General features: G+C 45.3%; 13 protein-coding genes and 1 tRNA gene. 2 read left to right on the top strand and 12 right to left on the bottom strand.

The window, feature by feature from the left end; translation table 11 throughout:
• Positions 1-923: hypothetical protein (locus tag NP596_RS16985; protein WP_256616581.1), on the top strand; the 923-nt coding region annotated here is incomplete at its 5' end.
• Positions 923-1,912: a phage integrase gene (locus NP596_RS16980; protein ID WP_256616580.1), complete on the top strand. Its 990-nt coding sequence runs from the start codon at positions 923-925 to the stop codon at positions 1,910-1,912. The genes NP596_RS16985 and NP596_RS16980, both read left to right, overlap by 1 nt.
• 52 nt (positions 1,913-1,964) lie before the next feature.
• Here NP596_RS16980 and NP596_RS16975 read toward each other — a convergent pair.
• The 12 genes from NP596_RS16975 to NP596_RS16920 all read right to left on the bottom strand — a co-directional run.
• Positions 1,965-2,054, bottom strand: a tRNA-Lys gene (locus tag NP596_RS16975).
• Between the two features lie 164 nt (positions 2,055-2,218).
• Positions 2,219-2,740, bottom strand: a complete 522-nt coding sequence (locus NP596_RS16970) for a hypothetical protein (protein ID WP_256616579.1) — start codon at positions 2,738-2,740, stop codon at positions 2,219-2,221.
• A 63-nt stretch (positions 2,741-2,803) separates the two neighbouring features.
• Positions 2,804-3,496: a hypothetical protein gene (locus NP596_RS16965; protein WP_256616578.1), complete on the bottom strand. Its 693-nt coding sequence runs from the start codon at positions 3,494-3,496 to the stop codon at positions 2,804-2,806.
• Between the two features lie 150 nt (positions 3,497-3,646).
• A complete protein-coding gene (locus NP596_RS16960) occupies positions 3,647-4,132 on the bottom strand; it encodes a hypothetical protein (protein ID WP_256616577.1) in 486 nt (161 codons plus the stop codon).
• Positions 4,129-4,536: a DUF5681 domain-containing protein gene (locus NP596_RS16955; RefSeq protein WP_256616576.1), complete on the bottom strand. Its 408-nt coding sequence runs from the start codon at positions 4,534-4,536 to the stop codon at positions 4,129-4,131. The genes NP596_RS16960 and NP596_RS16955 overlap by 4 nt, the downstream gene beginning before the upstream one ends.
• Before the next feature lie 160 nt (positions 4,537-4,696).
• On the bottom strand, positions 4,697-6,820 hold the full coding sequence (locus tag NP596_RS16950) for an AAA family ATPase (protein WP_256616575.1): 2,124 nt from the start codon (positions 6,818-6,820) through the stop codon (positions 4,697-4,699).
• A 149-nt stretch (positions 6,821-6,969) separates the two neighbouring features.
• Positions 6,970-7,305 (bottom strand): hypothetical protein, encoded by a 336-nt coding sequence (locus NP596_RS16945; RefSeq protein WP_256616574.1) that lies wholly within the window; start codon positions 7,303-7,305, stop codon positions 6,970-6,972.
• Complete coding sequence (locus NP596_RS16940; protein ID WP_256616573.1) at positions 7,305-7,532, bottom strand: hypothetical protein; 228 nt, start codon at positions 7,530-7,532, stop codon at positions 7,305-7,307. The genes NP596_RS16945 and NP596_RS16940 overlap by 1 nt, the downstream gene beginning before the upstream one ends.
• Before the next feature lie 148 nt (positions 7,533-7,680).
• Complete coding sequence (locus NP596_RS16935; RefSeq protein WP_256616572.1) at positions 7,681-8,625, bottom strand: hypothetical protein; 945 nt, start codon at positions 8,623-8,625, stop codon at positions 7,681-7,683.
• Entirely contained in the window at positions 8,625-9,668 is a 1,044-nt protein-coding gene (locus NP596_RS16930; protein WP_256616571.1) for a tyrosine-type recombinase/integrase, read from the bottom strand. Before NP596_RS16930 ends, NP596_RS16935 begins: the two co-directional genes overlap by 1 nt.
• 655 nt (positions 9,669-10,323) lie before the next feature.
• The gene (locus NP596_RS16925) at positions 10,324-10,605 is read right to left on the bottom strand and encodes a helix-turn-helix domain-containing protein (RefSeq protein WP_256616570.1); all 282 of its coding nucleotides are present in this window, start codon (positions 10,603-10,605) and stop codon (positions 10,324-10,326) included.
• A gap of 344 nt (positions 10,606-10,949) precedes the next feature.
• Positions 10,950-11,358: hypothetical protein (locus NP596_RS16920; RefSeq protein ID WP_256616569.1), on the bottom strand; the 409-nt coding region annotated here is incomplete at its 5' end.

Here is an 11,358-nt window from a genome sequence, read left to right as displayed (position 1 = left end):
AGTCTATGACTACTAACGGGCCGCATATAAAAATACAGGCTTCCCCTTTCTTTTTGCTGTCTCGTTCTGTTGAACAAAGTGACTCCGATATAAAAGAAACTGCAAAGCTTTTTGCTGATCAAATTATTCCGGCCGGCGTGGCTGTTCATTTGTGCGCCGATGTACAGGGTTATATTCCGCCGGCTGATTTGGATTCCCGTATGACTATGCGCGCTCGCCGTGTGATGCGAAACAGTGGCATACAATCGTTCGAATTCGATGCTTCTGATGCCGTCATGGTTTACGGAAAATCTCAATCTTTCACCTTTGGCAAAGCGGATAGCTTGCAGTTTGCTGCCTACGATAAAGGTAAAGCCGTGAAAGATAAGAATGAGCTTGCCTTATGGTTGCCCGTGTGGGCGCAATCTGATCAATTTGACGCTGACTATTCTGTGTGGCGTTTTGAAGCTCGATTTCATCATTCTGTAGTTGAGCAATTTGCTCGCGGTTCTGGTTTTAAGGCGCTTTCTCTGTCCGATTTAGCGCCTCATTTGTCTGGATTATGGGCTTATGCGCTGAATAATTTTCGTTTTGACGATTCGCCCACTTATATCAATCCGTTTTGGCAATGGCTTCGTGACGACCTGCATTTTTATCATGTTCAAAAGCTCGATATTAAGTATCAACGGGCTTATAAAGCGGCCATTTTAGACGGTCACCCGTCCGATAAATCGGTGTCTATTTGCTTTGGTCAGCTTTGTTCTATTTATCGTAAAAAAAAGCTGTCTATTGATCAGGCTGCCGATTGTTTGTTTTACTCCGGCCTGTGGGATTTGCTTTGTTCCATGTATCAAAAGCGCGGTAAAACGCCCGATGATGTTTTATTGGTGTTGGCCGAAAAAATAGAGTCGCCAAGGGTTCATAAATTCAAAAAGGCCGCATAATGATAAAAAAGCACGATGGTAAATGGCTGGTTGATATTCAGCCTGGTGGTCGTGGACATAGGCGTTTTAGAAAATCATTCGATACCAAGGTGGAAGCACAGCGGTATGAATTAATGATTCAATCCCGTGTGTCCGAAAATTCTGATTATTCCACTCCAAAAAAGGATTTGCGGAAGTTGTCTGAGTTCGTTCAGCTTTGGTATGACTCAACCGGTCAGTTTCTCAATTCTGGTAATGATACTTATCAGCGTTTAATTCAGGCTACTGCCAAAATGGGTAATCCTGTGATGGCTGTTTTTAAGCCTGTTTTTTTTATTGAATATCGAGGCCAACGTATTTCCGATGGGGTAAAGCCTGCCACTATTAATCGAGAATTACAGACTTTCAAAGCCGTTTTTAATGAGTTGATTCGTTCTTCTCAATTTGAGGGCAAAAATCCGTTTGTGTCTATCAGGCTAATTCGGATTTCTCAACCGAAAACGGTTTTCTTGTCGGTCGATGAAATTGCAAAGCTTTTTTCTTACTTGGCCAAGTCAGATTCTGATGCTTATCTCATTGCTTGGGTGTGCTTGGCCACCGGTGCTAGGTGGGGTGAGGCTCAAAGCCTGGTTTTGTCGGATTTGTCTAATGGTATGGTTCATTATCATGAAACAAAGTCTAAAAAGTCGCGGTCGGTGCCCGTGACTGATGATCTTTACAAGCGGCTTCACGATCGCTTGTCTAATGGTGCGTTTAGTGACGCTTACAGTACCTTTACCCGTCGTCTATATGAATCCGGTATTAATTTGCCTGAGGGTCAAAGGACGCATGTATTACGGCATACATTCGCAAGTCATTACATGATGAACGGGGGTAATATTCTTGCCCTACAAAAGATTCTAGGCCATTCCAGCCTAAACATGACCATGAAGTACAGTCACCTTGCGCCCGATTATTTGCGTGAAATTTTGAAAATTAATCCTGCGTTGACACTTTGTTGTCAGCGGTAATAAACAGGCATAAAAAAAGGACTAGGCAATTAAGCTAAGTCCTTGATTTTGATGGTGGGTCGTGTGCGATTCGAACGCACGACCATCGCATTAAAAGTGAGTTAAAATCAATAACTTACAAAACAACACAACAAACAACAACAATTAAATCAATCTGTTAGCCTGTTCCGTTGTTTGTCGCTTGTTGCTGTTTACTGCCTTTATTTACCTGCAAGTGTCCCGCTAGTGTCCCATGGGACAAAATCAAAAAGCAGGTGTTGTCCGGTTGTTTATCATTAAATCCTGAGAATGGCTATATTCACCGTGTCATTTTTTAAGTCCCAGCAAACTTAGAAAAAGAAAAAACAATATATAAGCCCCATAATTATCAATTAGTTCAATGTTTTCTTTACTTAATCTAGCAAGTTTTGATACGTAATAAACCATTTTACTACCGCTAATAGCCTCATATTTGCTAAACGTGCCTTCTTTTTTTATGATTGAATTAGTCGACATATCCACCCTAAAGTTGCTGCCAGATATGACACCATCATCAGATTCCAAATCATCACAATTAAAATCTTTGTTTGATACTACTTTACAGTTTTTTAAAGAATCATAGGAGGTTATGCTCACAACATTTTTTAACTCTTGGGAATTCTGAATCAACTTATAAGTAACCGATTGATGTTCAGGGCTAACATATAAAATTATTTTCGCCGCATTAAATAGGCAATTTTCTTTATTGCAATCAGATTTCTTTTCGTACCCATAAGTTTCGATAAGACTATCAATTTCTAAGTTACACCCTGCCAGTGCAATAAAAACAAAACACAAAATAATTTTCATTTGTTCCCTTTTTATTTACCTCGTCGAGTCAGTCTATTCAGACTTTTATTAGGTGTGATGAGGTCATATATCATCAGGCTTTCTATCCTGCCCCAAGGGTATGCCTGCAAATCCCCTGATAATCCAGCCAACACACCATGTAAAAATGTATAAGCAAGCCACCCCGCCAATAATCCAAAGTGAGCCTTCCTTGAGTTCTTTCAAACGTGCAGGCCATACCTCACCGTCAATCCAATCCTCATCAACTTTGGATAGTTTAAAATTGTCAGCAACTTTCTTTGTGTAGTCTGAAACTTCAGTGGAATATTTTTCAAACCCCCTTACTTGCATTTTATGTTCATCTGCTGCCTGCTTCGCAAATTGATAAGCAGATATTGCTCTCTCAAATTCAGCGGTTCCCTTCTTATCCTTGTTTGCTAGAATCCACTTTCCTAGTCGGTTAGAATCAGTCAAAGCCGAATCAACAAAAATTGGAATTAGTCTTTTACCATTATCAAAAACCTCCGACTTAAAACAAAACTCACCAGAAAATCTTGTTCCTTTGACGGTATCTTTCGAATAAAAAAACTCTTTCGCATCATCCGCATCGCATTCTTGCTCACTCATCCTTGTTGGCAGACTACCGGGTGAGTCCACGCGAAAATTAACATTAATGTATGGATTCCATGTAAATAAATAAATGCACCAGCCCAAAACCCATATAACCGCAATTAACTTTGTAATCCTGCGCGCACCTTCAAATATATTGATTTTCATTCTGTCCCTTCTAAGTTTTTTTCATGCGGTTTATTAGGAGTAGTTCAGTTGTAGATTAGTCATGCTGCTTATCCCTAATTATGCTTGAGCTGCTCAACACAAAAAAGTCAGAAATATCCGGCTTGTTTGCTAGATTAGCACGATGGCATTTTATATTTGTACCAGCCCTGAAAACATATCGGTATATTGCTGCACTAGCTCCACATCCGCTTTCTTTAATTCTTCCGGCTTAACATCGTTGTAAGGACAGCCAGCCATTTTCTTGATTGCCAACACATCGACTTTAAGACGGTTGCAGACTTCGACAATTGCCGATTCCAGCGCCAGCACCTTAGCTAAGAACCGCAAGGCCGGGGCTTCGGCATCGTGATTGCCTAGGTCGGCATGTTCGCAAGCCAAGAGCATCAGCGTTCGGTTTTTCCAGTACTCTATACCATATTGACCAACAAGCGCCGTTAAAGCATGTATGCGCCGTGTGTAATCTGCATGGGTGGCAATGTAATGCTTTCGCTCCACCTGTTCCATAATCGCATCAGCTTCGCTTTCATCAAACCTTGAAGCCGCTTCAATGACTAGCGCCGCTTGTTCATGTGGTGTCAGCTTCGCATATAACTTGTTTACTTGGCTCGGCCTCATGGTCTGGCCTCCAATAATTTTTCAAGACGTTGCAAGCGGTCGGCCATTTCCTGCAACTCAATCAATTTGCCTTGCTCGGCTAATGCCCTAATCAGCATCGAACCAATGTCAGGGGCAATACTGCCGTTTAGCGTGGCATTAACGACATTGCCGCCCGTTTCCGGCAAGGTTGCTCCGGTTTCGATATTGACCGGCAACGCTTGCGGCCTAAGTGGTGGGCATATCCTATCAAGCAACACTTTGGCGGCTTGTACATCGCCGCCTTTGGCTAATTCGATCAGGGTTTTAACGATTTCCGGCATATCGTTGGCTATCGACTTTCTAAGCAATGTCGCCGGGGTTTTGTCCTTGGGTCGGCCTGCCGGGTTTCCGCTTTGGCCGGGTTTAAATTTTGGCGTTGGCATAGTGTTCTATCTCTGCATGTTTCAGATATTTTTTAACCAGTCTGGTGGGGGCAGGTTGGCGAACATACGAACACTTCTATAGAAGTGTGTTCGTGTTCGTTCGCAACATAACCCCGAACAGTGTTCGTTTTTGTTCGGTTCTGTTCGTTGTTCGCTGGCATCATTCAAAAATCCGCCATGCGTAATTGTCATATTCAACCGTAACGCGTTGATTTAGAAGTTTGTCACGGCATCGCTTAAAGGCCATGCGCTTGGCATCTTCGGTATTAGCATCAACCACAATCGCCTTATAAGCCAACTCCCGCCATTGCTCGATATTGACTATCTTTTGCTGCTTGCCGCGCAAGGAATCAAAGCCGCCAAACTTCGCTTTAATCTCGGCGGTCGGTTCCACGCCATGCGCTGCTATTGCTTCGCTTAGACTGGTTAATATGGAATCGTCCCGCGCCGATAATTTCCGCTTTTTGGTGGTGGGCTTGGCTTCGCCGTCATGTTCCAAATAAACGCTAGTCAACGGTTCGCCGTCATCATCGCACCAACCCAAATCAATCGGCTTTAGGCTGAATTGCAGCGGCTTGAAGGCTTCAAAGTCTTTGGCCTTGTGGCAGCTTAGGACAATCGCGCCGCCGTCCTTGGTGGCTGAAAATTCGCCGTCCATCGCTGCTCGAATCGAACTACTGCCCCGACTGCGGTCTTTCTGCCCGTGGCCGCTGTGGTGTACAACCAGAACCGCCACGCCTATGGGTTTAAAGAAGCCGTCCAGGTTGGCAACAAACCGGCCTATGTCTTGGCTGCTGTTTTCGTCGCCGTCCATATTGCGGTGTAGTGTGTCGATTATGACAAGGCCCGGATTCGGGCAAGTTGCTTTAATGGTGTCAGCTATCCATTGAGCGTTTGTCGCATCAATCAGGTTTGCCGGTCGTTGGCTAATAAATAACCGTGCTGGCGCTTGCATCTGATATTTTGACTCTAGCGCCTTGAGCCGTCGCCCCATCCCTGCATGACCTTCGCCAGCCACGACAACGACATCAACCGGCTTGGTGCGCCAGCCGTGCCAGTCGATACCCACCGCCATGCAAAAGGCCCAATCCAAGGCAAACAAAGATTTGCCCGCGCCCGGTTCGCCGAATAACAGATTAAGGCTTCCGCGTTCGATGATGTTTTCGACTAGCCAATCAATAGTAATGGGCTTGCCGGTCAATTCATGCGCCCGGATTAGCGGGAACGGCTGCCATTCTGGTTTGTCCCTTGGCTCTGTCTGCCCTTGCTTATTGCTTGCGCTCTGCATCGATTCCGGCGCGTTTTTAGCGCGTTCCTGCATGTATAGCCGCTGGTTATGCTTTGAAATGTCAGGATTCCAGTTAAGCGCCTTGGCAACATCGCCGCCGCATTCCAGCAACCGAAAACAATCAAAGGAATCGTGTGCAAATCCATCGTTCAACACGTCGCCGCCATGCGAATAAATGCGCTCGATACCGTCCGCACAATTCCGCATAATTGCCACGCCCGGTGCTTTGCTTTCGCTCCCCGGCCTGATGAATCTATCCCGGCCCTTGGGTTTGTACCCGTTGCGGGTCAGAATCTCAGCCACACTAAAAGACTGGTTAAACTCTTGGATAGGGTCACGCCTGCCCGGTAGCTGTTCGCCTTGCTGTGGCTTCTGTGGTGCGATTTTGGGCGGCTCTTGCTCAATACCCAAGGCGGTATCGAAGCAAGGCTTCCAATCGTCCCAGTGTTCCAGCATATCCAGTAGAACCGCTGGCGCTTTCGGTATCGCCGCCGGATTGCCGATAAACCGATAAGCGCCGCCTTCCGGGTGCTGCCCAATAATCACATCTTGGCAATTGCCGGAACGCAATTCAAAAACCGTCTTGTTACCGTGCTTAAGTTGCCGCAACTGTGCGCCAGCAAAGCCAACCGGCAGGGTAAACAACAACTTCCCCCGGTTCGCTTTCGGGCTTTTCACTTCGGCGCGTTGTTCGCTCTCTAACCAGTCTAAAAGCTGGGTGTCGGTCAATTCCTCGAATACCTTACGCGCCACCTCCACATCATCCAAATCAAGCGCCAGCGTATTTGATGCGCCATGATGCAAGCCAAAATTAAAGCCTTTGCCGCATTTCAAAAGGTCGTCAATGTTTGAAGTATGTCCGTTCGGATTGTCAGCGGTTCTAGGCATATTCCAACCCTTGGCAACTACTGCCTTGGTCGGCTTACCGCTTTTTGGTGGGATTGGCACAATCGCCAACCCCGCGCCGGTGAATGGCGCAAGGTCAGTGTTTGTCATTTATGCCACCCCTAGCGCCTGCTCTAACCAAACGGCAAGCCTGATAAATTCGGCCTTTACGCGCCGTGCTGATTCGGTAAAATGATTGCGCAATTGTTTTATTTTGGCCGCTTCTCGGTGGTATCCGGTGGCGGCTTTTCTTTGTCTGTTCACTTCTCCCCCTTCGCCTCGAACCGTTTAACAGCCTTGATAAAGTTATCGAAACGCTCCCCCATTTCAGCCCTTACACTCATTAAAAATTCAGGGTCTAAGCTGTAGCGGGCATAGGTGGCATTTCTGCCGGTAGGGTCTTTGGTCGGTGCGGTTTCTTCGGTGGATTCAATCGGCCAGCCGTGGCGGTTGCGTAACTGTTCGATATAACTTGAAAGCCGATAACTTGCCGTTTCGTTTTGATAGTCGCGGTGGGTGAATTTGCGCCCCAACATGAGCCGCATTAATGCGCGGCCTGTCAGCGTGTCCGTTCTGGGTAGTTTTGGGGCTTTCATTATTTACCCCCTTGGTTTTGTTCATCGACGATGCGAAAAAATTCACGCTCATCGACCAAAACACGACGGCCAACGGTTTTGAACGCGGTTTTAAAACCATTGGTTTCTTGATGAAACCGTAGATGCCTCAGCCCCCCAAGTGGTGGCCATGAATGATGTTTATTCCAATCGGGGACGGGAATTAAACGGCTTGCGGTTTGGTTGGTGTGCGTTGCTGTAACGGTCATACATTGCCTCATAAATTCAGGTTTAGTGAATCGCCGCTAGCTGTTGTGCGTTGCGGCTTGGGCAATTTGTAAGGGCTGATTTTTCCGTCTTAGCTAAAACGGAAAGACGGAAGGTGATACGGAAACTTACACGGAAGTTTTGCTATTTTTAGCTATTGACAGCTTTTTGCTTTATCTCCTTTTTGAATTTGCTTACCATCGTTTGAATGTTTTTCTTTGTCATTTTGTTGCTGGCGCTCCCGGTATTCCATCGAATGCCAGCGCCTTTAGGCCCGGTTGTGTAATGCTCTCTAATCGGGCTACCTTGTTGGTTAACGTGGTTTTTCAACGCATTAAAGAAAGGCGTTCCGTTTGGTTGGCCTTCCTTTTCCCATGTTTCCCGAAACCATTTTGTTAAATCACGTTCGTTATCGCCTTGTTTCTTTCCTTCTTCACTTCCAACTGCTTCGGCTTTCGGCTCTGGTGTTTTATGGATATTTTGCCAAAACGCTTGCCAGTTGGCCGGGGAATCAATAAAAATCCTTTGTCCTGCTTGTGTTATTTCTTTTCCAATCGTGCCCAATTCCAAAGAGTCGGTGAAATATTTAACCGAATCGGGGAAATGTGAGCGTACTTGTTCGGTGCTTAATTGATAAACCGGCTTGTAACCCTGCAAAATATAAATAGCATCAACCCAAGACCACGCCGCCCGATTGCTGTAATTTTGCTTATCTTCGTCAGTTAGCGGTTCAAGCGGCTGAATATCTCCGCACCATGTAACGCATTGCTGCTTTTCGAGATTATCTAGCCAATCATGGAGGGGTTCAGGCAAATCCCAATCGTTCGACCTAGCCAAATTGAAAAAGGATAACGGGTTAATGTTTTTATATTCAACCGAACCGTTGTTATTCACCTTTCTGGCTTTTAGCTCGCTGCTCTTAAACCATTGCACGGCTTCCGCTCGTCGTTCCCGATAATCATCCATGCTTAAATCTTTCCACCAATCCGTATTAATATCGCTAGCGTTTGGATTCTCACCCATTGCCAATAGCAGGCAATCATCAAGGGTAATTTGTTCTCGGGTTAGCCAATCATTCCAGTTAATGTCATTCATCACACGCCCCCGAAAATCTTGGCGTTCATGCTGGCAACCACATTGCTTACATGGCCGTCTGATAGATGGGCGTAACGCTTAACCATGGCTAAGGTTTTGTGTCCTAGAACTTCGGCAATTTCAGCCAAACTAGCGCCGTTCATGGCTAAATAAGACGCGGTGCAATGTCTAAGGTCATGCCAATGAAAATCTTTAATTTCTGCCGCTGCAAGGGCGTTTTCAAAAGGCTTGCGTAAATCTATCGGCTTGTCGGCGTGGACATTGCCGGGAAATAGCATATCGGTATCGAGCCGCCTTACCTTGGCATGCTCTCGCAATAGTTCCAGCCCATGACCGGCCAAAGGAACCCGCCGCCGTTCGCCGTTTTTGGTTTCGTGCAGAATAATGAACCCGTCTTTAAGGTTTACGTTCTGCCATTTAAGGCCCATCAATTCACCTTGCCGCATACCTGTAGACAGCGCCAGAATGATGCACAGATAAAGCTGTTTGTTGGTGGATTGCTGGCAGGCGGTTAACAGCTTTTGCCGTTCGTCATCATCTAGGAACCGAACACGACCGCGCGGCAATTTCGGGCTTTTCACTTTCTTGACCGGGTTATCCTCCAACCATCCCCAATCATTAACCGCCACAGTGAAAGCGTGGGAAAGATTTTTAATGTACTTGTCCACCGTGGCCGCGCTTTGGGTCATTTTGGCTTTATGCTCGGTTATCGCCGCTGGTGTCACATCTGCAAGCGAGCAATGGCCGATAGCTTGCCGCCACCATTCCAATTTGCTTTTGCGTTCTTTCTGCTCTTTTTCGTTGTAGTGGGGTAGGACTTCGGAATAGTAGCGCGTTAGCATGTCGCCAATGCTGTGCTTTTTGGCTTCGGCGGTTTTGAAGTGCCGGCCTTCACGGATGGCTGATTCTGTAGCCGCTGCCCATTTCTTGGCATCGGTCAGCCGGTCGAAGGTGGCGGATTGTGCCGGGTAGCCCTTTAGCCGGACTTTAACCCGGTAGGATTTTTCGCCGCTGTCGGTGGTGCGTGTTTCGATGGTTGCCATTGTGTCCCCTTGGGGCAATGGCCGGTATAATTTGCGGTAGCCATTGCTTAACCCGTTCTGTTAAGTGGTGGTTAGGGCTTGGCGGTGTTGGTAGCACTTCCAGGCCCGTTTTTTTGCTTCGATGAAATACTACAACAAAGCACAAAAAATCACAATACCGCATTTGTTATGCGGCGCTCTATTGTCCTAATGCCATTAAAATAAAGGACTCGTCTGTTGTGTTACAAAAAATGGGACACTCAAGGGGCAGTTAAAAATAAAAAGCGCCCTGTTTGGCTGTTTTTTAGCTGGTCTAGGTGGATAGGCTGATGATTGAATTTAGCGGTTTTAGCTGGTGCGAAGTAGGCGGCTTTTTAGGTTAAAATCCGGTCTACTGTGTTGTGATTTGTTGTTGATTGTTATAGCGAAGTGTCCCGCCAGTGTCCCAAAAAATCGACAGGCATAAAAAAAGCCGTTTGGCTTTTGGCCTAACAGCTTGATTTTACTATCGAATTGATGGTGGGTCGTGTGCGATTCGAACGCACGACCATCGCATTAAAAGTGCCTTGTAATACCCTTTAACCAACCATAACCATACTAAAAACAATCACTTACAAAAATAATCGGTCTGGTTAAGTCTGGTTTTGGTTGGTCTGGATGGAAAGAAAGTGGAAAGTTAACCCGCTAACTCTCTTAATACCTCGGGATGCCGTTTTGCTACTTTTAAAAGTGTCCTGGCTGCTTTCGATGGGGTTCTTCTGCCTTGTTCCCAGTCCTGTAATGTTCTAACGGATACACCCATTAAATCGGCGAACAGGTTTTGAGATAGGCCTGTTGTATTTCGTGCTTCTGTAATTTCCGAAACGGCTATAATGTTTTCCCTGGCCGGCTTATTGGCTTTCATATCTTTAACGGAAGCCAGTAAATCCGCTTGAAATTGCATCATCTCTTTATTCACTTTCCACCTCTCTTTTTAACTTGGCCAGAAAATCGGCCGGTAAATTATCGAATTTAGCTTTTGTGTAAACGATTAATAGCCATATACGGCCATCGTTGCTATTGAAGTAAATGATCCGGGTTCCGCCTCGTTTGCCTTTGCCTGATCGGTTCCACCTTACCTTTCTGCATCCGCCTGAACCGGGTATCACGTCGCCGGCCAATGGATTGGCGGCTATCCAATTAATGAACAATGATTTTTCTTCATCCGTCCAGATTGAAGCGGCGTAACGTATGAATATTTCGGTTTCGCAAACTGTTTTCATGTGGGCATTATACGGCAATGCCGTATATTTTCAAGCGGTTTTATTCGCAGTGTTGTTGCCAAACGCCGTTTATCTTTGCTGGTTTGCATTGTGCTTGTTGGTCTATCTTGGGCAAACCTATTTCGCTTGAATGGATGCCTTTTCTTTTGTTGGCTAAATCATTAAATGGTTTTAATGTTGTTTCTGATAAGCTTTTCATAGCTTCTTTTTCTATTTTTAAACTTTTTTCTAGCATTTTTAAATTTCTTTCTTCTATTTTTTCGTTTTCTTGTTCTATTCTTTTTGTTTCTTTTTCTAATTCTTTGGCTAATTCTTTTGCTTGTATGCTAATTACTTTTTCTATAATTAGAAACAAAATAAATCCTCCTATTATTATTCCGCCTGCTATTTCTAAAAATAGATGATGTTCTTTATCTTTTATTTTTTTATTTTTTCTATATGAATTTTCT

The organism is Methylomonas rivi (genome assembly GCF_024505165.1).
GTDB classification, from domain to species: domain Bacteria; phylum Pseudomonadota; class Gammaproteobacteria; order Methylococcales; family Methylomonadaceae; genus Methylomonas; species Methylomonas rivi.
This window is presented reverse-complemented; position numbering and strand designations above follow the sequence as displayed.

What these genes read in the sequence shown, in the direction of transcription:
- NP596_RS16960 (WP_256616577.1), bottom strand. Translation starts at nt 4,132, where the DNA reads ATGAGGCCGAGCCAAGTAAACAAGTTATATGCGAAGCTGACACCACAT.
- NP596_RS16970 (WP_256616579.1), bottom strand. Translation starts at nt 2,740, where the DNA reads ATGAAAATTATTTTGTGTTTTGTTTTTATTGCACTGGCAGGGTGTAAC.
- NP596_RS16940 (WP_256616573.1), bottom strand. Translation starts at nt 7,532, where the DNA reads ATGACCGTTACAGCAACGCACACCAACCAAACCGCAAGCCGTTTAATT.
- NP596_RS16965 (WP_256616578.1), bottom strand. Translation starts at nt 3,496, where the DNA reads ATGAAAATCAATATATTTGAAGGTGCGCGCAGGATTACAAAGTTAATT.
- NP596_RS16950 (WP_256616575.1), bottom strand. Translation starts at nt 6,820, where the DNA reads ATGACAAACACTGACCTTGCGCCATTCACCGGCGCGGGGTTGGCGATT.
- NP596_RS16945 (WP_256616574.1), bottom strand. Translation starts at nt 7,305, where the DNA reads ATGAAAGCCCCAAAACTACCCAGAACGGACACGCTGACAGGCCGCGCA.
- NP596_RS16930 (WP_256616571.1), bottom strand. Translation starts at nt 9,668, where the DNA reads ATGGCAACCATCGAAACACGCACCACCGACAGCGGCGAAAAATCCTAC.
- NP596_RS16935 (WP_256616572.1), bottom strand. Translation starts at nt 8,625, where the DNA reads ATGAATGACATTAACTGGAATGATTGGCTAACCCGAGAACAAATTACC.
- NP596_RS16980 (WP_256616580.1), top strand. Translation starts at nt 923, where the DNA reads ATGATAAAAAAGCACGATGGTAAATGGCTGGTTGATATTCAGCCTGGT.
- NP596_RS16955 (WP_256616576.1), bottom strand. Translation starts at nt 4,536, where the DNA reads ATGCCAACGCCAAAATTTAAACCCGGCCAAAGCGGAAACCCGGCAGGC.